The organism is Lutibacter sp. (assembly GCF_016342705.1).
GTDB lineage: Bacteria > Bacteroidota > Bacteroidia > Flavobacteriales > Flavobacteriaceae > Lutibacter.
In genome coordinates this window covers 48,988-73,209 of the sequence record NZ_JAEINV010000014.1, presented here as the reverse complement: position 1 = coordinate 73,209, position 24,222 = coordinate 48,988, and the positions used below count along the sequence as shown (strand labels likewise).

At 31.1% G+C, this 24,222-nt stretch carries 21 protein-coding genes; 20 read left to right on the top strand and 1 reads right to left on the bottom strand.

Going from position 1 to position 24,222, the window contains the following annotated elements:
- Positions 1-961: 961 nt before the first annotated feature.
- A complete protein-coding gene (locus JEY78_RS12800) occupies positions 962-1,357 on the bottom strand; it encodes an HU family DNA-binding protein (protein ID WP_291851983.1) in 396 nt (131 codons plus the stop codon).
- A 615-nt stretch (positions 1,358-1,972) separates the two neighbouring features.
- On the opposite strand from JEY78_RS12800, the gene JEY78_RS12795 reads away from it, so the two are divergent.
- The 20 genes from JEY78_RS12795 (at position 1,973) to JEY78_RS12700 (ending at position 23,644) form a co-directional block, all read left to right on the top strand.
- On the top strand, positions 1,973-2,758 hold the full coding sequence (locus JEY78_RS12795; RefSeq protein ID WP_291851980.1) for a glycosyltransferase family 2 protein: 786 nt from the start codon (positions 1,973-1,975) through the stop codon (positions 2,756-2,758).
- Positions 2,759-3,571, top strand: a complete 813-nt coding sequence (locus JEY78_RS12790) for a glycosyltransferase family A protein (protein ID WP_291851977.1) — start codon at positions 2,759-2,761, stop codon at positions 3,569-3,571.
- Positions 3,572-4,432 (top strand): glycosyltransferase family 2 protein, encoded by an 861-nt coding sequence (locus tag JEY78_RS12785; RefSeq protein ID WP_291851975.1) that lies wholly within the window; start codon positions 3,572-3,574, stop codon positions 4,430-4,432.
- A 13-nt stretch (positions 4,433-4,445) separates the two neighbouring features.
- Positions 4,446-5,603: a glycosyltransferase family 4 protein gene (locus JEY78_RS12780; protein WP_291851972.1), complete on the top strand. Its 1,158-nt coding sequence runs from the start codon at positions 4,446-4,448 to the stop codon at positions 5,601-5,603.
- Between the two features lie 9 nt (positions 5,604-5,612).
- A complete protein-coding gene (locus tag JEY78_RS12775; protein WP_291851970.1) occupies positions 5,613-6,539 on the top strand; it encodes an NAD-dependent epimerase/dehydratase family protein in 927 nt (308 codons plus the stop codon).
- Entirely contained in the window at positions 6,526-7,551 is a 1,026-nt protein-coding gene (locus JEY78_RS12770) for a glycosyltransferase family A protein (RefSeq protein WP_291851967.1), read from the top strand. The genes JEY78_RS12775 and JEY78_RS12770 overlap by 14 nt, the downstream gene beginning before the upstream one ends.
- Before the next feature lie 2 nt (positions 7,552-7,553).
- Positions 7,554-8,618, top strand: a complete 1,065-nt coding sequence (locus JEY78_RS12765; protein WP_291851964.1) for a glycosyltransferase family 2 protein — start codon at positions 7,554-7,556, stop codon at positions 8,616-8,618.
- 1 nt (position 8,619) lies between these two features.
- Entirely contained in the window at positions 8,620-9,759 is a 1,140-nt protein-coding gene (locus JEY78_RS12760; RefSeq protein WP_291851960.1) for a glycosyltransferase family 4 protein, read from the top strand.
- A 26-nt stretch (positions 9,760-9,785) separates the two neighbouring features.
- Positions 9,786-11,273, top strand: coding sequence for a hypothetical protein (locus tag JEY78_RS12755; protein ID WP_291851958.1), 1,488 nt, complete (start codon positions 9,786-9,788; stop codon positions 11,271-11,273).
- Between the two features lie 56 nt (positions 11,274-11,329).
- On the top strand, positions 11,330-12,490 hold the full coding sequence (locus JEY78_RS12750; protein ID WP_291851955.1) for an acylneuraminate cytidylyltransferase: 1,161 nt from the start codon (positions 11,330-11,332) through the stop codon (positions 12,488-12,490).
- Positions 12,491-12,544: 54 nt separating this feature from the next.
- On the top strand, positions 12,545-12,703 hold the full coding sequence (locus JEY78_RS12745; protein ID WP_291851953.1) for a hypothetical protein: 159 nt from the start codon (positions 12,545-12,547) through the stop codon (positions 12,701-12,703).
- Positions 12,704-12,938: 235 nt separating this feature from the next.
- Positions 12,939-13,817, top strand: a complete 879-nt coding sequence (locus JEY78_RS12740) for an N-acetylneuraminate synthase family protein (protein WP_291851950.1) — start codon at positions 12,939-12,941, stop codon at positions 13,815-13,817.
- Between the two features lie 2 nt (positions 13,818-13,819).
- On the top strand, positions 13,820-14,647 hold the full coding sequence (locus JEY78_RS12735) for a polysaccharide pyruvyl transferase family protein (protein ID WP_291851947.1): 828 nt from the start codon (positions 13,820-13,822) through the stop codon (positions 14,645-14,647).
- Between the two features lie 1,191 nt (positions 14,648-15,838).
- Positions 15,839-17,233: a CDP-glycerol glycerophosphotransferase family protein gene (locus JEY78_RS12730; protein WP_291851944.1), complete on the top strand. Its 1,395-nt coding sequence runs from the start codon at positions 15,839-15,841 to the stop codon at positions 17,231-17,233.
- Positions 17,230-18,456: a glycosyltransferase family 4 protein gene (locus tag JEY78_RS12725; RefSeq protein ID WP_291851941.1), complete on the top strand. Its 1,227-nt coding sequence runs from the start codon at positions 17,230-17,232 to the stop codon at positions 18,454-18,456. The genes JEY78_RS12730 and JEY78_RS12725 overlap by 4 nt, the downstream gene beginning before the upstream one ends.
- The gene (locus tag JEY78_RS12720; protein WP_291851938.1) at positions 18,457-20,004 is read left to right on the top strand and encodes a glycosyltransferase family 2 protein; all 1,548 of its coding nucleotides are present in this window, start codon (positions 18,457-18,459) and stop codon (positions 20,002-20,004) included.
- Positions 20,005-20,032: 28 nt separating this feature from the next.
- Positions 20,033-20,758, top strand: a complete 726-nt coding sequence (locus JEY78_RS12715; RefSeq protein WP_291851935.1) for a glycosyltransferase family 2 protein — start codon at positions 20,033-20,035, stop codon at positions 20,756-20,758.
- A gap of 2 nt (positions 20,759-20,760) precedes the next feature.
- A complete protein-coding gene (locus tag JEY78_RS12710) occupies positions 20,761-22,068 on the top strand; it encodes a hypothetical protein (protein WP_291851932.1) in 1,308 nt (435 codons plus the stop codon).
- Positions 22,058-23,035: a glycosyltransferase gene (locus JEY78_RS12705; RefSeq protein WP_291851931.1), complete on the top strand. Its 978-nt coding sequence runs from the start codon at positions 22,058-22,060 to the stop codon at positions 23,033-23,035. Before JEY78_RS12710 ends, JEY78_RS12705 begins: the two co-directional genes overlap by 11 nt.
- A gap of 201 nt (positions 23,036-23,236) precedes the next feature.
- Positions 23,237-23,644 (top strand): endonuclease domain-containing protein, encoded by a 408-nt coding sequence (locus tag JEY78_RS12700; protein WP_291851929.1) that lies wholly within the window; start codon positions 23,237-23,239, stop codon positions 23,642-23,644.
- Positions 23,645-24,222: the final 578 nt, after the last annotated feature.

Sequence of the window (24,222 nt, the reverse complement as noted above, 5' to 3'; positions counted from 1 at the left end):
CAGGGTACTTTTTGTTCTTTCATACTTTCGTTGTTTAAGTTGTCTAATTTTTAGTCAACCTATTTCAGGAAAGTACAAAAGAGAAGTTCTATTAAAACGGTTCTCGATACGATTCCTTGAAAAAAGGAATCACTCGAACTGACGCAACAGAGCAATTAATGAATTTACGTTCAGGACAACAATCGAACATCCGTTCGAGTGCCGACACGCAGTGGTTCTCGATACAATTTTAATATGGATTTCATTCATATTAAAACCACTCGAACTGATGGCGCAAGACAAATCATGAACGTCAGTTCGAGTGTTTTTTGAGTAATGAAATGAATCAAAAAATGTATCGAGAACAAGTGGGTTTTGAATAGCGCGCGGTTCTCGATACAATTTTAAAACGGTTCTCGATACGATTCCTTGAAAAAAGGAATCACTCGAACTGACGGCACAAGGCAAATCATGAACGTCAGTTCGAGTGCCGTAACGCAGTGGTTCTCGATACAATTTAAACATGAATTTCATTCATATTAAAACCACTCGAACAGACGGTACAAGAAAACTTAAGAATTTAGGTGTAGGACAACAATCAAACGTCAGTTCGAGTGCCGAAACGCAGTGAAGGTGTATCGAGAACAAGTGTGTTTTGAATAGTGAGTGCGCAGCGTATCGAGAACAAGGGATCTCAGTCAGTAAAGCAGACTAAAATAATAGCGAAGATGATTAAGCGTTATACGATTATATAAAAATCTATGGTTTTCATAAATTCTGTACACTACAATTTAACAACAAAAACCCCTAAATAAAAGGAGTTAGCACGTTTTTTATGAACTTTTGTTTACAAACAAAAACAAAATAAATGATAAAAAACTTGAGTTGTATATCATGATATCCTATTTTTGATTAAAATTAATAAATAAAAAACTCTGAGTGCGCAAACACCCAGAGTTCTTTAACAAGCCAAGCTCAAAATCTATGCGGATTGATTTTGGGCTTTTTTGTACTCCAAATGCTTAAGCATTTTTTTAATGCCAGCTCCTGGGGTAAAATTAATTTTAGCCTTTTTTATAGTGTAGCTAATCACTTCCTCTTCGGTAACTTGACCTTCCGATTTGAGACCAATTTTGTAAGTTCCTAATTCACCCAAACGTACATTTCTGCCACGTTCTAGTTCACGAATTACAAAGGTTTCTAGTCCCATTAAAACAGCATAACAATCTGTTTTACTCATGGAGGAATTAAAGGCTACCAATTCAGCCAATTCACTTAAATCTGTTATGCTGGCATCAGTTGCCTTTGCATAAAACTTTTTTGGTGCAGTCAAGTCTTGCGGATTTGTGATCTGCACCGCTTTAAATAAAATACTCATGTATTAAAGTATTAAAAATTAATAAATAAAATCATCCACTCTGGATGACATTACAAATTTAACTGGTTTACAAAACAATAATGTATTTTTCATAAATTACTTATTGACAATAAATTGTTGAAAAGAACCCTTTTTTAAAAAAATATATATGTGTATATTTGCAATCTACTAGAAAAAGCAATGAACCACTACTCTTGCTAGAAACTGTCGTTTAAACAACAACATTTTTAATATTTCAATTCACTTTTTTTAATAATTAGGGTACAATTCTGAGAAATAAATATGTTAATTATTTTTTAACATGGGCTAATAATGTTGCTATTTAGTCATTATAAAAAAAGTATGTGCATACAAATTAAAAAGTATGCAGATACTTTCTCTAAAGTATGCTCACACTTAGGTTAAAACATGCGGATACTTTTTTTAAAGTATGCGGATACTTTTTTGATCGAATGTACATTTTGCTAATTATCAGTATTTGAAGGGCTTAAAATAGTAAATGAATCTTTTAACTAATTTATATTTTTACAATTATTAAGAAAGGCATTATTTTAGAGTATATATTTTAAATACTTCTCAATAATAGCTATTTTTACCATTTATGTGAAGTAAACTATGCAAATACCTTTAATTTCAATTATCACCATTAACTTTAACAATTTAGAAGGTTTAAAAAAAACCATGCAAAGTGTTTTTGAACAAACGTATAAAAATTTTGAATATATTGTTATTGATGGTGGTTCAACAGATGGAAGTGCAGCGTATATAGAAAATCATAAAGATACAATTGATTATTGGGTAAGCGAAACGGATACAGGTATTTATAATGCCATGAATAAAGGTATTAAAGTAGCCAAAGGGGAATATTTATTGTTTTTGAATAGTGGAGATCATTTAATTAATACTAATGTTCTTAGTGATTGTAATAGTTTTATAAACTTATATGAACTAATATATTTTAATTTAAAAATTATAAACACGAATGATTCTTATATAAGATGTTATCCTGATAAATTGCCCTTTTCGTACCTTGTAAATGATACATTACCTCATCCTGCAACTTTTATTAAAGCTACATTATTTGATAAAGTAGGTTTGTACGATGAAAATTATTTAATTGTTTCAGATTGGAAATTTTTTATTGAAAGTATTTGTAAATACAATGTTTCTTATAAAAGAATAGACAGAACCTTAAGTGTTTTTTATTTAGATGGAATAAGTTCTCAATTAAATAATAGAGAAATTATTAATAAAGAAAAAAATAAAATTTTGAATAAAGAATTTAGTGCATATGTTGATGATATAAAGTTACTCTTAGAAATAAATCCCTTAATTACAAATCTCAAAAAATCAAGAAAAATAAATTTCTTAATAAAATTAGGGTTGTTAAATAAGTTTTAAATGAATAATCCAAAAATTTCCATAATTATCCCTTGCTATAACCAAGCTCAATATTTAGAAGAAGCTTTACAGTCGGTTTTAAATCAAACTTATACTCATTGGGAATGCATTATTGTAAATGATGGTTCACCAGATAACACAGAACAAATAGTATTGGAGTGGACTCAAAAAGATAGACGGTTTAAATATCTTTATAAAGAGAATGGAGGCTTATCTAGCGCTAGAAATGCAGGAATTGAAAAAGCCCAAGGTGAGTTTATTTTACCTTTAGATGCTGATGATAAAATAGGAGCGGATTATATTACCTTAGGCATGGCAGCTTTTAGTGAAAACTCAGAATTAAAAGTGGTGTATTGTAAAGCTGAGAAATTTGGAACTGAAAGTGGCATGTGGAATTTAAAACCTTTCTCTTTTGAAAATTTAGCGCAAGAGAATATGATTTTTTGTACTGCATTGTTTAAAAAAGAGGATTGGAAAAGAGTGAATGGGTATGATTTAAATATGAAATTTGGTTTTGAAGATTGGGAATTCTGGATTTCAGTATTAAAAGATGGAGGAACTGTAAAATGTTTAAATAAAGTCTGTTTTTATTATAGAATTAAAAAGGCGTCCATGTTAAAAGATTTGAATAGTAAAACAGTTAAATATTCTTATAACTATTTAGCTTTAAAGCATACTTCCTTTTTTATTGATTATTTAGGAAGTTTTAATGAGCTAAATAATAAAGTGAAAGCTTTAACCCTTGAGTTAAATTATAAAAGAAAAAATAAGCTTTATAAATTAGTTAGAAGAATAGTTAAAAGAATAAAATAAGTGTTAGTATCCATTATAATACCCGTACATAAATTACATCCTTTTTTTAAAGAATGCATAGCAAGTGTTTTGGCACAAACCCATAACAATATTGAAGTACTTGTTGTTTGTAATGGGGAATTAAAAATAGAAGAGTGTAAAAAATATTTAAACAGTTCAGATAATCGATTGCTTTTTTTTAAATCAATTGAAGGTAGGCATAACGCCAGAAATAGAGGATTTGAAGAGGCAAAAGGCGCATACATTCAATTTTTAGATTATGATGATATTTTATATGCCACCAAAATTGAAAAGCAATTACATCAATTTAGTTTCAATGCTAATTGTACGATATGTATTTGTAAATGGAAAAAGTTTCATAAAAATATCTCAGAGTATTATATTTTACCATTTGAAGGGATTTTTAATGAAACAATTTTAAATTCACAAAAATTATATGAAATGTTGGGTACGTTTGGAGGATTTATTGCAACAGCTTCTTGGCTAATAGATGCTTCAAGTATTGGGAATATTAAATGGATGGATGTTCCTAATGATGATGCCGTTTTTTTGTCTGAATTATTAGTACAACAACCCAGCATTTTGATGTTGCCAGAAGTGTTAGCAGGGTACAGAATTCATAGCCAAAATGAAAGTGCAAGAAGAACAAAAGAAGAGTTTGATAAACTGTTGGAAGGATGGAAAGTTATTGAGAAAAATGTGAAGATATTTGAAAATAACTATACACTTCAATATTTACTGAATGCACATATATATTTATTTTCATATTCAAGACAAATTAAAAATTATAAATTGGTGAAAGTAGTATCTAATATTTTAAGACTCTTTATTAAAAGGAATATATTAAATTTAACAAACTAACACTATAAATATTTTGAAAAAAGTATTAATTATTGGTCCAATAGGTGATTTTGGAGGTAGAGAGTTAGAAGTTGGATTTATAGCCCATGCACTTCGGCCAACATATGATGTAACTATTTGCAGTACTGGAAATGTATCTAATACATCACAAGTATATCATTTTAATACAAAACAAAAAGTTGTTACTTTAAATCAATTAGTATATAAAAAATATATTGGTTTAAAATTATTGGCACATTTGAGTTTTCTAAAAAATTTTAACAAAGCACTTACTGTTGTAAATTTAACAAATAATAAATTAGCAAAGCGGTTTTTAAACTATAACAAAAAAAGATTAATTGTATTAAAAGACTTGATATATCAATTTGATGCCGTGTTTATTTGCGCACAGCTATCATCTTCACTCATTTCTGAGATTATCGCTATTTCTAAAGCATTTCATAAACCAATATTATTTAGAACAACAGGAACTATCAGAAATAACATGGTTTCAGATTCAGCAATATTTAAAAAAATTGATGTTTTTATACACCATTCAATTAATAATGCCAGTAATTTTGAAAACTATTATTTTAAACATTCATATGTTTTAATTGATCAATGTGCTTTTAATGAAATTGATTTATTAAAGGTACCTTTGAAAGAACGTAAAATAAAAAAATTCATTGTTTTATCACGCTTGTCTATAGAAAAACAAGTAGATATTGTAATAAAAGCGTTTGACGCTGTTTCAGAAGAAGGAGATTGTCTTTATATTTACGGCGATGGTGAAGAAAAAGAAAATCTTAAAATCTTAAAATTTAAAAGTACTATTATTTTCAAAGGATTCGTAAAACAATCTGATTTACCAACAATTTTTAATGAATCAGATTGTTTAATAGTTTCTTCTTTAGATGAAGCTGGGCCTTTAACGGGTTTAGAAGCTATGGCTTCTGGAGTTCTTACAATATCAACTAGAGTGGGAGCTATGGAAGAACGCCTAGAGAATGATTGTTTTTGGTACAATGGTACGCAAGAAGATTTAGAGGCAAGGTTTAAAGAAGTAAAGAAACTTTCTAGCAAAGAAGTTCATGAACTATCTAAAAAAGTGAGGGAGCGTTATTTAAAAAGCTATAGAATAGCAACGATAGAAAGGAAATATTTAGAAGTTGTAGATGCATATATTAAATAAAATTAACGAATGTCAACAATATTAATCACAGGAGGCGCAGGAAATATTGGAAGTGCTTTGGCCACCAAATTAAGTGAAGATAGTACTACTACCATTGTAATTATTGATAATTTAACTACTGGGAGTATCCATAAAATACCAAAAAAAGCGAATATTCATTTTATAAAATCTGATGTAAATAATTACAATGATATTGTGCCTGTGTTTGGTAGGTATAATTTTGACTATGTGTTTCATTACGCAGCAGTTGTAGGCGTGCAACGTACGTTGGAAAACCCTATGCTGGTATTACATGATATTGAAGGGATTAAAAACATCCTTTCACTATCAAAAAATACGGGTGTAAAAAGGGTGTTTTATTCAAGCTCCTCAGAAGTATATGGTGAACCTTTTGAAATTCCTCAAAATGAAAATACCACACCGTTAAATTCAAGATTACCCTATGCCATTGTAAAAAATGTTGGAGAAGCTTTTTTTAAATCTTATTATCAGGAATATGGCTTAGAATATACCATTTTCAGGTTTTTTAATACCTATGGCCCTAACCAAAGTGAAGATTTTGTAATTCCAAGATTCTTAAAATTAGCACTAAGTAATGAGCCTATTACAGTATATGGTGATGGCTCACAAACACGTTCATTTTGTTATGTAGCAGATAACGTAGCAACGTGTATAAAAGCGATGCAAACAGACCTATGTGTTAACGAAGTTATAAATGTAGGGAGTGATTTGGAGATGACTATTTTAGAATTGGCCACTAAAATTATTGAAGTAACAGCATCGTCCTCAAAAATTATGCATCTACCAGCATTGGAAGAAGGAGATATGACAAGAAGATGTCCAGATACAACAAAAATGAAAGCTATTTTGGGACAACAACAGGTATCGTTAGAAGTAGGTTTATTAAATTTAATACAATTTTATGAGAATAGGTAATAATCCAAGTAACCATGAAATTGTAAAGCCAAATACAGCCTTACACCGTGTTATAATTCCAGTATATATACCACACGAAAATGATTATTTTAAAGACGCCTTCCAAATCTTTGAATATTGTGTATCATCTATTTTAAAAACAAGTACTACACATTTAAAAATTTCTATTATAAGTAATGGATGTAGTAATGAAGTTAATGATAAATTGTTAGTGCTTTATAAAAAATATGATATAGATGAGTTAATTGTTGAAAACGAAGGAATTGGAAAAATAAATAGTGTTTTAAAAGCCCTTCGAACGGCAGAAGAACGCTTTATTACAATTACCGATGCAGATGTGTTGTTTATAAACGGTTGGGAAGAAAATGTACTTAAAGTATTTAAAGAATTCCCAAAAGCTGGGGCAGTGTGCCCCACACCAGTGTTTAGAAAACACTTTCAACTAACGAGTAATATATGGTTTAACTACTTATTTTCAAAGAAGCTAGCATTTACAAAAGTTAAAAACCCGGAAGCTATGACCAAATTTGCCAATAGTATAGGATGGCCTTGGTTAGATGAGAAATATAAGGATGTATACGCAACCATAACATCAAAAAATGGTATAGTAGCTATGGTAGGTTGCTCTCATTTTGTAGCGACCTATAAACGAGAAGTTTTTACAGAAATGCCTGTAGGAAATACCGAATTTAAAATACGAGGAAACAGTGAGTATCTGTACACAGATGTGCCAGTTATAAAAAAGGGTGGGTATCGTTTATCTACGGAAGATAATTATACCTACCATATGGGCAATGTGTTGGAAGATTGGATGACTGAGAAGTACCATCATTTAATAACTGTTGAAAAAATTGAAGTGGAAAATGAATTTCAATTGTTGAAAAAGTCATGGATAAGTTATAAATTAACGCATCAAATTTTTACGTATCTCATTGCAAAGCCTTGGTTGAAACAAGCACTTTTTAAATTTAAAGGATTAACAAAAGAACAATGTAAACACTTTTTAGCATAGTTTTGATCACCATAGCCCTCACATACCGTAACAGAGATTTAAGAATTGTAAAAAACTGTTTAGATTCTTTAAAAGCACAATCTTTAAAGGAATTTAAGGTTATTTTGGTGGATTATGGTAGTGCCGTACAATTTTCTGAAGGATTGGCTCAACTTGTTCAAGAATACAGTTTTATAACATTAATACAGTGTCCTGTAGCAGGGCAATTATGGAATAAAAGCCGAGCTATCAACATTGCTTTAAAACAATGTGATACCCCTTATTTTTTAGTAGGTGATATAGATATGTTGTTTAGAAAAGATGTTGTTTTGAAATTGCAAAATTTGAGAAGTGCATCGGAAATTACCTATTTTCAAGTGGGATTTTTAAGTCAAGAAGAAGCAGCTGTCACTAAATTATTTGAAGAGTATAAAATAAAGCATTTATCTAGTGAAGAGGCAACAGGAATCACTTTATATCCAACGAAATTGTTATTAGAAATCAATGGTTATGATGAGTTTTTTCACGGTTGGGGCGCTGAAGATACTGATGTGCATATACGGTTATTACATAAAGAGGTGAAAGTTCATTTTTATGCCACGGAAGTGATGCTATTGCACCAATGGCATCCTAAACAGTATAGATCTGTAAAAAGTAAAGAACCGTTTCATTCCTATTTAGAAAAAATAAATCATCAGTATGTACAAAAAGTAAGCAGTACCAAAAAAGTAATGGCGAATACTGCGTTTGAATGGGGAAAATTGCCTATTCAGGAAACTAGCAGCAATAAAAATGTAGTTGAGATAACCATTACCAATCAAAAAAGTGAAGTGGATGCCTTTATTTATGGGTATTTGAATGCCATACAATTTGAAAAAGTAATGTTGAAAATTATACCACATAAGGAGTTTAATTCCTTTAAAAATAACCTTAAAAAAGTATTGAATAAAAAAGCGGTGGTATGTTATGATTTTGAAGAATTAAACAATTTGCTGTTACTTACTTTAATTTCAAGCTATAGAAATCATCAGTATGTATATGAATGGGATCAAGAATTGAATACGATTCGTTTAAATTTATATTTGTAATATGAAAATTCTAATGGTATCTATGTCTTCAATTCATTTTTTTCGTTGGACGGAGCAATTAAAGGCTGCAGGGCATGAAGTTTATTGGTTTGATGTTGTGGATGGAGGTAAAAAAGTAGATAGAATTAGTTGGGTGCATCAAATTGTAGGTTGGAAGTTGCGTTGGGATTTTCCGGGCAGGAGTTATATAAAAGCTCAGTGGCCAAAAGTATATAGTTGGTTACAACGCTTGAATGAACGAAATACAGCAGTAACTTTTGAAAAAATAGTAGAAGAAATAAAACCAGATGTGGTGCATAGTTTTGCATTGTATGTGGCGTGTGCCCCAATTGTAGACATTATGAAAAAGCATGCCCATATAAAATGGATCTATTCTTCATGGGGCAGTGATTTGTTTTATTTTCAACAGAAACCAACGTATTTAATTGATATTAAAAATGTTTTACCACGAGTAAATTACTTATTTACAGATTGTAAACGCGATTATCAGTTGGCTGTAAAGTATGGTTTTAACGGTGAGTTTTTAGGTGTTTTTCCTGGTGGTGGAGGATTTGATTTGGAAGAACTAAATACATATATGATACCTTTTAAACAAAGAAAGACTATATTAATAAAAGGTTATCAAGGAAGATCAGGAAGGGCAATTGAAGTATTAAAAGCTATGGAACATATTCAGTTTGAACTTAAACTATTTAAAATAGTGGTGTTTGGAGCAGATAAAGAAGTAGAACAGTACATAAAGCAATCAGAATTAACAAATTGGAGGAATGTTTCAGTGTGTGGTAAAATAAGTCATATTGAAGTATTGAAATTAATGGGGCAAGCATTAGTATACATAGGAAACAGCAAATCTGATGGATTACCAAATACATTATTAGAAGCTATTTGTATGGGCGCTTTTCCAATTCAATCAAATCCGGGTGGCGTAACTGAAGAGGTTATTGAACACGGTATCAATGGCTTGTTGATTAACGATTGTGAGTCAATACAGAAAATTAAGGATGTAGTATTAAAAGCGATATCCGATAGCAGATTATTAAAAAATGCGTTTGAAATAAATCAGCATAAAATGAAACCAAATTATAATCGAAAATGTATTTCTAGACAGGTTCTATTAAAATATGAGAATATTGAAATTTAAATAATTGATATATAAACTAAATTCAAATGCCAAATCCACCAGACATTAAATCGTTAACGGATATTAAAAATTATATTTTAAGTCTAGAAAATAAATTTGAGGTTGATACATGGCAAATAAATGGAATTCATATTTGGCCTTATATACGTATTAAAATATATATTCACTTTTTGAGTTTTTTTTTATTAAAAAATGATTTTCAAAATTCTGAAAACTTAATCCATAAATCAACTTTAAAAGAAAGACCTATTAAATTAGGCAATAAGTTGCTTAAAATCATACGAGCTTATTTTAATTTGAATGTTTTTTATTTTAAACTTAAGCATAAAAAGTATATCCTATTTGGTTCTCACATGCATCGCGTAGTTATAAATGGTGAATATTTTAATCGATTTTATGATTCAATGGTGGATGTTTATGCCTTAAAAAATGAAGTATACATGTTTGAATATCAAAAAATATTTGAAAAAATGTATAATAAAAAAGCTGTTGTTCATGTAGAAAGTTATCTTTCAGACTTCAAATTAATTTCAAAAATTAAACAACGTATTTTTAAACAAAAACTGAATTTAAACCTATCGTTGGATGGTTATGATGTTTTTTATATAAAAATTGAAAAGGATTTTCCCATAGTGAAAAACTTAAATCTGAATAGAAGTGAAATGATTCAATGGTCTTTTAGAGTTAAAAGTTTAAGTAGGTTTTTTACAAAAGTATTTAGGAAGGTTCAACCAACTCATGTGGTATTTTCAATGTATTATGGAATGGATGCAATAAATGCGGCTGTATATGCAGCTAATAAATTGAATATTAAAACTGTTGATTTACAACATGGTCCGCAAACCAATCATTTAGCTTTTTCTAATTGGAGCAGATTGCCAAAGAATGGGTTCAATACAATGGTTTACGATTTCTGGAATTGGGACGAAAAATCAAAAGACAATATTACAATGTGGGCTTCTCATACAAACGCTGTTACTTCACATTTAATAGGTCAACCATACCTTAATTATTGGATGAATAAATTAAACAATAATGTTTCAAAAAAGAAACAAATTATTTTTAGTTTGCAATTATTTGAACTTGAGGAAATGATTCCTTTTTGTGTTTTGGAAGTAATTAAAAATTTAGATTTTTTATGGATATTTAGACTTCATCCTAGAAATCATTATTCAAGACAAACAATTAAAGATTTTTTGAAAAAGAATGGTGTTTATAAAAATTATGATATTCAAGACTCAATTAAAATTCCATTACCAAAAGTTTTATGTGAATCAGTTGTACATATAACTAATTTTTCTGGTTGTTTGATTGAAGCAATGATGTTAAATGTTCCTACGATAATTATCCATGAAATTGGAAAGGAAACATATGAAGAATATATAGATTCTAAATTAATCTATTATTTGGATAGAAGTGAAATAGATTTTAAAGCTAAATTAAATTCTATTTTAATAAAAGGTGAAATATTAGTAAATCATACAGCTAACGTAAATATTAATCCATTTATTTAAAGCAGTATATTTAAATATTAATATTTTTGATTAATAATTGAATTATTTAGAATACTATGTCAAAAAAAATAGGAATTATTCCACTCCGTAAAGGATCAAAAAGTATTAAGGGTAAAAACAAACGTAAAATGGTTGGGAGACCCTTATTTACTTGGGTATTAAAGGAAGCCATTTTTTCAGAGTTGGATGAAATTTATGTATTTACAGATGATGTGGAAATTATGGCTTTCGTTGAAAACCAATATAGCTGGTCTAAAAAAGTAAAAGCGCTATTGAGAAACCCTGAAAATGCCAATGATACAGCATCAACAGAAAGTGTGTTGCTAGAGTTTGCAGAAAAATTAAATACTAATTTTGATATCCTATGCTTGTTACAAGCAACCTCGCCTTTAACCACTTCTTTAGATATAAATAAAGCATTGGAGGCGATTATAAATGATGGCTATGATTCATCATTAACAGTAGTCAATACCCATAGATTTACATGGAGTAGTGATGCAAAACCATTGAATTATGATGTATTTAAACGTCCTCGCAGACAAGATTTTGAAGGCTTGTTAATAGAAAATGGGGCTGTGTATTGCACCACTAAAACGGCTTTTTTAGCGTCAAAAAATAGAGTGAGTGGAAATATAGGTATTGTAAAAATGCCAGAAGAATCACTATATGAAATTGACTCAGAAACCGATTGGCATATCGTAGAAGAACTTTTGATACATAGATTAAAAAAACAAAAAGAAAGTGCTAAAATAACGCATATCATATTAGATGTGGATGGCGTTTTTACTGATGGGACTATTACCTATACCAAAGATGGAGAGCATACAAAAAACTTTGATATGCGCGATGGAATGGGATTAGAAATTTTGAGAGAACAAGGTGTTGAGGTACTTGTTATGACATCAGAGCAATCGGAATTGGTGGCACAGCGTATGAAAAAGCTAAAAATTGAAGACGTATTTTTAGGAGTAAAAGATAAATATGCCTTGGTGCAACAATTAATACTTGATAAAAAAGTAACACTAGGCAATATTGCGTATGTGGGGGATGATGTAAACGATTTAGCCAATATGTGTAGTGTAGGATGGTCATTAACCCCAAATAATGCTACTAACATAGTAAAACTTCATGCGGATGTGGTTTTAACTAAAAATTCTGGTAGCGGTGCAATTCGTGAAGCTTGTGAGTTTATTTTAAATTATAATAAGCGGTTCTAGATGCAATTTTGGTACGAATTCTATTCCTACTAAAACTACTCGAACTGACGTTTTTTGTTCGTCACTTCGAGTGAATTAGCAGAATGCAATGGAGCTAAATTGTATCGAGAAGTCGATATACTTACGTTACACTTAAGCACTCGAACTGACAATGAAATGTCATTGCGAATGAAACAGCGTGAAATGAAGCAATCTGCTCCTGATGAATTTTAAATTTGTTATAATTAACACCCCTAACCCCTCTCAAGAGGGGAAATCAGTAACTCGCTCTCGACTTTAGTTTGTCTTGAGCATCATCGAAGGGCTGGACATGACATTTTGTTTTATTGATTGTTAAATAATTTAAAGTTGTCACTTCAAGCCCGATCGAGAAGTACTTTAGCAATTATTTATTTAAAAGTAACTTGTCACTTGATAATAAAATAATAAATTTGAAAAAAACTTCAAAATGCCTCAAACATATACAAAACCCTTTGTAATAGCCGAAATAGGCTGCAACCATAAGGGGGATATAGACATAGCAAAAGAACTAATTAAAGTAGCAAAGATATTTTGCAATGTTGATGCGGTTAAGTTTCAAAAAAGAAACAATAAAGAGTTATTAACACCGGAGCAATACCATCAGCCACACCCCAATCCTTCAAATTCTTATGGAGAAACCTATGGTTTGCATAGAGAATATTTAGAATTTACAGTGGAACAACATAAAGAATTAATGCAGTATTGTGAGGAGATTGGTATCATATACTCAACATCGGTATGGGATTTAACTTCAGCTAAAGAAATTACCTCCTTAAATCCTTCCTTCATAAAAATACCTTCCGCATGTAATAATAATTTTGAGATGTTAGGATGGTTATGTGAGCATTACCAAGGAGAAATTCATATTTCCACAGGGATGACTACAAAGGATGAAATTGATACATTGATAGAGTTTTTTATTGAAAAGAATAGAAATAAAGATCTAGTGGTTTATAATTGTACTTCTGGATATCCAGTGCCTTTTGAAGATGTATGTTTGTTGGATATTGTTTTATTGTTAGAGAACTATACCCATAAGGTAAAGCATATAGGTTTTTCTGGTCATCATTTAGGGATTGCAGTAGATATAGCAGCCTATACGTTAGGTGCTCCAATTATAGAAAGACACTATACCATTGATAGAACTTGGAAAGGCACAGACCATGCAGCATCCTTAGAACCTATGGGCTTGCGAAAACTAGCAAGAGATTTAAATGCGGTGCATAAAGCATTGACCTATAAAAGTCAAGATATCCTTCCCATTGAACAAGTTCAGCGCGAAAAGCTTAAAAATAAGAAAGGTTAAAAATGCTATTTTCAAATAAAATACGTCTCTTTTGGTGGAATGAAATTAAAATTCAAGGGAAAACACATGAAAATTATGGCGATTTAATTGGCGCTTATTTAGTTGAAAAAATAGCGAATAAAAAAGTTGTTTGGGTAAAGCCGTCTACATTTTCAATTTGGAATTGGATACGTCCTATTTATGTTACAGCCGGCAGCATATTAACGCATGTAAATAGGTATTGTATTGTATGGGGTAGTGGTATAATTTCAAAACAATATCATGTGAAAAACGCACAGTTTTTAGCTGTTAGAGGCCCTAAAACAAGAGCGTTCTTATTAGAAAAGGGGTGTAATGTGCCTGAAATTTATGGAGATCCAGCATTGTTGTTGCCCAATTATTATCAACCCACCATTGAAAAAAAATACGAATACGGAATTATTCCTCATTATAATGATATGCATTTGGTAAAGGAGTGGTTTAAAGGAAATGATAAAATTTGTATTATCAACCTTATGACCAATGATGTAGCGTCTAAAACCAATGAAATACTGCGTTGTAAAAAAATAGTTTCATCCTCGTTGCATGGAATTATTGTAGCGCATACCTATCAAATTCCAGCGGTTTGGCAAAAGTTTTCAGATAAAGTATTTGGAGATAATATTAAGTACGAAGATTATATGGAATCTGTTGCTTTACCTTTTTATCAACCAAGTATAAGAACTACTGAATATACCCAACTAGAATTGGAGGCCTTATTTACAAACTACCCAAGTTTACCTACCGTACAAACTATTGAACAATTAAAAAAAGGACTTATGGATGTTTGTCCGTTTAAATCAAAAAATTAAATAGTTTATTGTTGTCACTTCGAGCCCTTGGACTACTTGCAGGACAAGCTGAAGACGTGAAGTGGTATTTCTTGAAAGATATTTGTTATATTATAGTGTCTCGACTGCGCTCGACATGACAATGAAAAGTCACTGCGAAGGTATTTGTGAAGCATAATGGAAGAAATAACTGAAGTAATCTTTTGGTTGGTAATAGATTTGCTAAAGTTACAGATTACTTCGTCGCTATCGTTCCTCGCAATGACGGATTCAATGAAACGTCACTTCGAGTGGTTTTATGAAATGAAATGGAATAAAACTGTATCGAGAAGTATTGCGCACTGGTTCTCGATACACCTTCGTTGCACTGCGGCACTCGAACTGACGATGAAATGTCATTGCGAATGAAACGCAGTGCAATGAAGCAATCTGTCGCTACTAAACTTAAACTTTGTTATGAAAAACACACCCCTAGCCCCTCTCCAGCCGGGAGTCAGTTATTGGATGTCGACTTTAGCCTGTCCTGCACGTAGTCGAAGGGCTCGACATGACGATGGAATGTCATTGCGAAGGTATTTGTGAAGCAAAGCGGAAGAAATAACTGAAGTAATCTTTTGGTTGGGAATCGATATGCTAAAGTTACAGATTGCTTCGTCGCAATGACGGATTCATTGAAACGTCACTTCGAGTGGTTTTATGAAATGAAATGGAATAAAACTGTATCGAGAAGAATTGCGCACTGGTTCTCGATACACCTTCGTTGCACTGCGTCACTCGAACTGACGATGAAATGTCATTGCGAATGAAACACCGTGAAATGAAGCAATCTGTAGCGACTAAACTAAAATTTTGTTATGAAAAACAAACCCCTAGCCCCTCGAATCGGTAATTGGTTCTCGACTTTAGCCTGTCCTGAGCGCAGTCGAAGGGCTCAGCATGATAATGGAACGTCATTGCGAAGGTATTTGTGAAGCATAGCGGAAAAAATAACTGAAGCAATCTTTTGGTTGGGAATCGATATGCTAAAGTTACAGATTGCTTCGTCGCTATCGCTCCTCGCAATGACGGATTCATTGAAACGTCACTTCCAGTGGTTTTATGAAATGAAAAGGAATAAAAGTGTATCGGAAAGGAATTCCCTTCAAGAAATAATAATTAAATTGTAAGTTTGTAAAACGTATATAAATTGATTAAAAAGTAGTGAATAATAGCATGAAAAAGAAAGTTTTTGTATTTTTTCCTGATGGTGTGGGCTTGCGAAATTTTGCATTTACCAATTTTAAAGAAATAGGAGAATCCATGGGTTTTGATATTCAGTATTGGAACAATACGGTGTTTTCTTTAAAAGATAATTTAGGTTTTAAGGAGGTTAAAATAGAAAATCATAAGATCCATCCTTTAACACCTTTATATGCAAGAGCAAAAAAGCATATTGAATTAAATATTTCTCAGAAAAAGTTCAATGATTCGGTATATGCAACGTATAAGTTTCCGTTTAGCTACCAAGGAATTAAAAACAGTATCAAAACTCTTTTTATAAAAACACTCATCGGCTTCAACAATTCGGAAAGTGGATTGGTGCGTATCAGAAAAAGAATACATAGTTTGGAACGAAAGAATCCTAAATACGCCTATTGCAAAGCACAATTACAACAGCATAAACCTGCCTTAATATTTTGTACTACGCAAAGAGCTACCCAAGCAATAAGTGCCTTATTGGCAGCCAAAGATTTGGGAATTCCCACGGTTACATTTGTATATTCTTGGGACAATGTACCCAAAGCAATGCAGGTGGTAGAGACTGATTATTATGTGGTTTGGAGTGATTTAATGAAAGCAGAGGTATTGAAATATTATGATTTTGTAAAAGCTGAACAAATTTTTGTAACGGGTACCCCGCAATTTGAACCCCATTTTAATACGGCGTTAAAACAATCTAAAGCAGCATTTTTTAAACAATACAATTTAGATATTGATAAAAAGTATATTTGTTTTTCAGGGGATGATGAAACAACCTCACCATTAGATCAGTATTATTTAGAAGATTTGGCAAAGGCAGTGAGGAATTTAAATTCAAAAGGAGCAAACCTAGGGATTATATACAGAAAGTGCCCTGTCGATTTTACAAACAGGTATGCTACAGTGCTAGCGGAACATAAGGATATTATTAAAGTGTTAGATCCCATTTGGAAACAAGTAGGAAAACAATGGAATGAAGTATTGCCAGAGAAAGAAGATTTTAACATGTTATACAATGTTTGTGCGCATAGTGAATTTGTAACCAACGTTTGCTCGTCTACAGTTTTTGATTTTGTAGTGCACAATAAACCGTGTATTTATTATAATTATGAACAGCCTCAATTAAAAAAAGGAATTCGGGATATCGGTCAAAATTACAAATACGTGCATTTTAGAAGTATGCCTAGTACGAGCGCTGCTGTATTTTGTACAGATAAAAAAGAGTTAGAAGGCTTGGTGGCTGCTATTTTAAATGGATCATTATCAAATGTACAAGAAGGTAAGCAATGGTTTGAAATTGTTGCAGGGAAAGAACCCATGAAGGCTTCTGAGCGAATATGGGAACATATAAACCAACTATTATCATGAAAATAGCCTATTTAACACCAGAATATCCACATGAAAAAACGGGGCATTCAGCGGGGTTAGGTTCAAGTATTAAAAACCTGGTGCAAGCATTAGTGCGCGCAGGTCATGAGATAACAGTTTTTGTGTATTCCCAAAAGAACAATGAAATTTTTGATGATAATGGGGTAACCATTCACAAGATTGAAAATAAAGCCTATACTTTTGGTAAATGGTATCGCTACAGAAAACACCTTCAAAACTATTGTAACAAAGTAATCACAGAACAACAAATTGCTATTATTGAAGCACCTGATTGGACAGGTATTACCGCTTTTATGAAATTTAAGATTCCTTTAGTGATTCGGTTTCATGGAAGTGACACTTATTTTTGTCATTTAGAACAGCGAAAACAAAAAGTAAAGAATTATTGGTTCGAAAAATTAGCCATTCGGAAAGCGAAAGCATTTATTGCGCCAACTTCTTATGCAGGCACCGTTTCAAAACGCTTGTTTCATATTAAGAATAAAGAAATTAAAACTATTCATTACGGTTTAAAATTGGATAATTTTGAAAAAGTTCCAGCGAGTCAATTTGAAGATGGTTTAATACTTTATTTAGGGACGATTATTCGTAAAAAAGGCGTATTGGAATTGCCTGAAATATTGAAACAAGTGCACGGAAAATATCCTAAAGCTCATTTGGTATTAATTGGAGGAGATGCTCCTGATATTACAACCAATGCGCTCTCCACATGGAAATTGTTGGAACAACAGTTTAAACACTTCTCAACTGCGCTTGAAGTGACACATACAGCTACGATGCAATCGAAAGCGGTAGAAGGTTCAAGTGTAGTGAAAGTTCCTACAACTGAATTAAACGTTACCTATTTAGGGAAAGTGCCGTATGAAGCTGTACAAGCGTATATTAAAAAAGCCCATGTATGTGTGTTTCCTACCTATGCTGAAACTTTAGGGATGGTCACTATTGAGTCTATGGCCATGCAGAAAGCAGTGGTAAATAGTAATATAGGTTGGGCGCAAGAATTGATTATAGACGGTGAAAGTGGTTTTTTAGTGCATCCGGCAAACCATCAAGAATATGCTTCAAAAATTGTGGAGTTGTTAAAAAATGATGAACTTCGTGCAACCATGGGGATTTATGCCAGAAATCGTGTTGAGCAGTTGTTTGACATTGATAAAAAAGTGATGGAGAATATTGAGTTTTACAAAACCTTAATAGATTAGATGATTATTATTTATCATAAAAATAAGAACGTTTCAAAAATTGTATCTGAAAGCAATGGAAATATTCCATTTCCACTGAAAAAGAGTATTGCATTTATATTGAAAGCGGTTGCTTCCCAATTTCCGGAAGAACTCATCGTTTGGTGTCATGAATGGTATAAGGACAATTTAAACAGTGCGGATCTTCCCAACTACTTTCACCATCATAAAATGATACTTTCATTTAATCCTACGGATCATCATTATTTTTCATCCACTATGGGGTATGTAGAGCAGTCTCCATTTATGAACATAAATAAATTGGTTCGGTATCCAACTTGGCAAATGAGTAGTGCTGTGGGAGCAATACATGCATCCGTATTGCTTGCCTTAAAAAAGGAGATAACACCTACACAAGATTTTGATTATTTTTTAAATTCATTTGCAAAATTATCGATGCCAAAAGGTTTGTTTTGTTATTCTGAACCTAATTTATTACAGGGGGAATATGTAAAACAAGCACCCAAAAGTTCAAGAATGACGGTGTATAAGTTTGTAAAGCAACATTATAAATTACGTTGGTTATTTTTATTGTTTTTGAATGAATTGATCTTTGAAAAGAAATGTTCAGTCATTCCATTTATAGTCGCACTTTTTTATACATCGAACCGTAAGGTTGAGGTAGATTTAGATAAAATTAGTATAGAGAGTTCTTTAAAAACACTGGAAACGGCAACCATAGATGTTATTATTCCAACTATTGGGCGTAAAGCCTATTTATATGATGTATTGTGTGATTTACGTAAGCAAACGCACCTACCTAAAAATGTGATTATTGTAGAGCAAAACCCTTTAGAAGACAGCGTTTCGGAGTTGGATTATTTGACGAATGAAAATTGGCCATTTGAGATTAAACATACCTTTACGCATCAGGCAGGTGCTTGCAATGCGCGTAATATTGCCTTGCGTGAAATAGAAAGTGAATGGGTATTTTTTGCGGATGATGATATTCGGTTTGATAATAAATTCATTTCAATGGCAATGAATAATATGTCTTCTATTGGTGTGGAAGTAGCTTCATTTGCATGTATTCAGCAACATGAGATAGTACCGTTTACAAATTATTTTCAGTGGAATAGTTTTGGCTCAGGCTGCAGTATTGCAAAATCAACTAGTATTGAACAATGCAAGTTTGAAGTAGGATATGAATTTGGTTTTGGTGAGGATGCAGATTTTGGAATGCAACTTAGAAAGTTAGGAGTCGATATATATTATTTGCCTTCTCCTTATATAAGTCACCTTAAAGCCCCTATCGGTGGTTTTAGAACCAAACCTACATTACTATGGAGTGATGAAATAATACAGCCAAAACCTTCACCTACAGTGATGCTTTTTAATTTAAAGCATAATACTATTGAACAGTTGAAAGGGTATAAAACTATTTTGTTTTTCAAATATTATAAAGTTCAAAAAATAAAGAATCCAATTACCTATTTTTTTAGTTTACATCAACAATGGAACAAAAGTATATTTTGGGCTAATGAATTAATGGCTAAATCAAAATTTTAAATGGCTACAAATTAATTATTAAAACCTCATGAATAATAATATTAAGAAATTATCGATTGTAGTACCTGTATTTAACGAGGAATCAACTATTTATGAAATTTTGAATAAAATAAATCAAGTTAAATTAATTAATAATATTCAAAAAGAAATAATTATCGTTAATGATTTTAGCAAAGATAATACTTATGATAAAATCAATGTTTATATGAATAATAATTTAGAACATAATATTTTATATTTAGAACATAATAAAAATAGGGGTAAAGGAGCAGCATTGCATACAGGTATTAAAAATGCAACTGGAGAAATTCTTGTAATTCAAGATGCAGATTTGGAATATGACCCAAATGAATTTAATATGCTTTTAAAGCCTTTTGTAGATGATTTTGCGGATGTAGTTTATGGAAGTAGGTTTATAGGAGGCAACCCTCATCGGATTTTGTTTTTTTGGCATAGTATAGGAAATAAATTTCTTACATTTTTGAGTAATATGTTGACAAATTTAAATTTAACAGATATGGAAACCTGTTACAAAATGTTTAGAACAGATATAATTAGATCATTGGATCTTAAAGAAAAAAGATTTGGTTTTGAACCTGAGGTTACCGCAAAAATAGCAAGAATACCTTGTATTAGAATTTATGAAGTAGGAATTAGTTATTACGGAAGAACTTTTGAAGAGGGAAAAAAGATTAGTTGGAAAGATGGAGTTAGGGCTTTATATTGTATACTGAAATATAAAATATTAAAATAACTATGAAATATTTTTTTTCTAAAAATTGGATTGTATTACTTATTATTATCAGTTTAATTTCAGTGAAATTTTATTACTTATATTTATCGAAACTTAATAACTCTTATAAAGATGTTGCAGCTTACAATAATGGAGATGCAAGTCATTATTTAAGGATTGGTAAAAATATTGCTGATTATAATGTTTATTCTGACACCAATTCGAGTGAAGCATCAGAATTAGCAACTTGGAGACCGCCTTTTTGGCCATTTATACTCTCATTCTTCTTTAGATTCACGACGGACGTATTGAATTTAATTTTTTTAAAATCTATTCTTGAAATTGGTCTTATCATTTTTGCATTATTGAAATATAAAAATAAGTCAAAATTAAAATTAATTTATTTGTTGCCTTTCTTTTTAGTTTTTATTGAACCACAATATTTAAAATATTCTGTTACTTTTTTATCAGAAAGTTTAACAGCAATACTAATATTATTACTTACAATATATTTTATTTCACTAAATAAGACTAAAAATTATCATATTGCGATTCCAATTTTGTCTGCATTTATAATTTTATGCCATCCTGTATCTATTTTTTTTGTAGTTACACTTTTTATTATTTATTTGATTTTTAACCTAAGATCAAATTTTTCAATTGTTTTAGTTCATGGTATTTTATTTTCGTTATTATTGCTAGCTTGGCCATATAGAAATCAAGCGACATTTAATAAAGGTTTATATTTAACAGCTTCTCAAGGAGCAACACTATCAAAAGGATGGAATGAAAAAGTGGCTAAAGAATTTACAAATACTGATGGTGATTTGGCTAATGAAACTTTAAATTTAAAATATGTTGATGATAATTTATTGAAAGATATAGATAAAAGTATATTAACCAGAAGTAAATTATATTTAGAAGGAACTAAAAATTTTATCAATAGTATTAGCTTTAAAGAGAAATTTAATATCGTCATTAAAAAATTAAGATCAAATTTCAATCCTTTTCCGGAAAAACCAAAACCAGGATTTTTGGAAACACTTTCAATTTTATTTAGAATTTTATACGTGTTTACTTTTCTTCAATTGATATTTAGGGTAATTAAAAAAAATAAAATAGATTATAATTCTAAAGATGATAAAATTTATTTAGTTATTCTAGCAGTATTTGTTGGTCAGATTATAATGTCTGCGTATATATATACAGGATTAAGATTTAATTCAATATATTCACTTACAATGTTATTTTGTTTTATTCAATTAAATTATAATTTTTTATTTAAGCTTATGTCAAAAATACTTCCCTCAAAACATGAAAATGAAATTTAGTCTTATTATATGCACGTACCAGCGTCCGGAGGCGATGATTACATTGTTAGACTCGGTGTTGCAACAAACCGTATATCCCAATGAAATTATTGTAGTGGATGGTTCACTTGATACTGCTACTGAAATAGTATTGGCTGAAAAAAACTATAAAAATCTACACTACTATTTGGTTTCAAAAGAAAATAGAGGCTTAACAAAACAACGGAATTTTGGTATCTTAAAAATAGCAAAAGAAAGTGAAGTAGTTTGCTTTTTAGATGATGATACCATTTTAGAACCTTCGTATTTTGAATCTTTAATTGGAACTTATCAGCTAAAAGCGAATGCATTAGGTGTTGGAGGGTATATTACTAATGAGGTGAAATGGCAAACAACTCCTATAGCTAACGGATATTGTTTAGATGGTTATTGCCGAAAAGAGAGTGCACGGTTTAAGTTACGAAAGATTTTAGGTTTAATGGATGATACCTTACCTGGTTTTATGCCTATATTTTCTCATGGTCGCTCCATTGGTCATTTACCTCCTAGCAATAAAATTTACCCTGTAGAATTTTTTATGGGAGGTGTTGCTTCTTATAAAACAACAATTTTTGAAAAGATTCAATTTTCCACCTATTTTGAGGGCTATGGTTTGTATGAAGATATGGATTTTTGTTTAAGAGTTGCGAAATTAGGGAATTTATATGTGAATACCGCTGCTCAATTAGAGCATCATCATCATGAGGCTGGGAGACCTAATAAATATAATTACGGTAAAATGGTCGTGCGGAATGGTTGGTATGTATGGCGTGTAAAATATCCAAAACCTACATTAAAAGCCAAGTTGTTATTTCACTTTAATGTAATCGTATTATTAAAACTTCGTTTTATCAATAGTATGACTGGAAGTCATAAAAAAGAAGCGTTTACAGAAGCATTGGGTAGGTTAGTAGGGTGGTTTTCCTTATTTTTGAATAGGCCTATGTAATGAAAAATAGTTAGCCCCAACCCTAAAGGGGGCTATTTTTCAATGATAATAGAGGAATGTAACTCTAAAGGGAGTTATTTTTTAATATCAACAAAGAAGGTCTATTATAGTTTTATCGCTCACCCTTTAGGGAGGGGATAAAAGCGGAAAAGCCTATGACAAATAAAACTCAATTTTAAAATTATAGTTATAAGAGTACAAATGAAAATAGATAAAAATCAATTAGATGTAAGTATGTGGAAAGGGGCTAAATGTGATACCTTTCAAAAGGCTCAAAATCTAAGAGCACATATGACTAATTCTGAATATCTATTGTGGGAAAAGTTAAAAGATGCTAAAGTATTGGGGTATAAAATTAGAAGACAACATCCCATTGGAAAATATATTGTTGATTTTTATATTCATAAACTAAAATTAGTCATTGAAATAGATGGTAGATACCATGAAAAACAAGCGCAAATACTTAAAGATAAAGAAAGAACCACTTTTTTAGAATTTAATGGACTTATAGTATTCCGATGTACGAATCAAGAAGTGGAAAAAGATATTTCGAATGTCATAGATCAAATTAAAAATCAAATAAGAAAGATTGAATTGAAAAATAGCTAATCTAAAACTATTGCGTTCTTTTTTCAATATATGAGTTCTAAATTTGATAATTTTTCGGCTTCACCCTTTAGGGAGGGGTAAAAAGTAGAAAAATATTCTTAGATATTACTTTTTAATCTTATTTTTGAATGCACCGAAACAATCCTATGAAATTCGTAATCATTACACATGCCGAACATAAACTTCATGAAAATGAAATTTTTGGCTATGAGCCTTATGTAAAGGAAATGAATTTGTGGTTGCAATATGTGGATGAAGTGCAGATTGTTGCGCCAGTTTCAGAGGATGAAGTTAGTGCGATAGATGTAATGTATGAATTTAGGAAACAAGGTTTCAATAAAGCTCAGCATGAAGAGATTGCCACGTCGCACACTCCTCGCAATGACGACTCTCAGCATGACGCGATGAACCGTCACCCTGAATTTAGTTCAGGGTCTGATGATGTGGAGAACGATGATGAGATGCTGAAACAAGTTCAGCATGACGACTCTCTGCATGACGCAACGAACCGTCACCCTGAATTTAGTTCAGGGTCTGATGGTGTGGAGCACAATGATGGGATTCTGAAACAAGTTCAG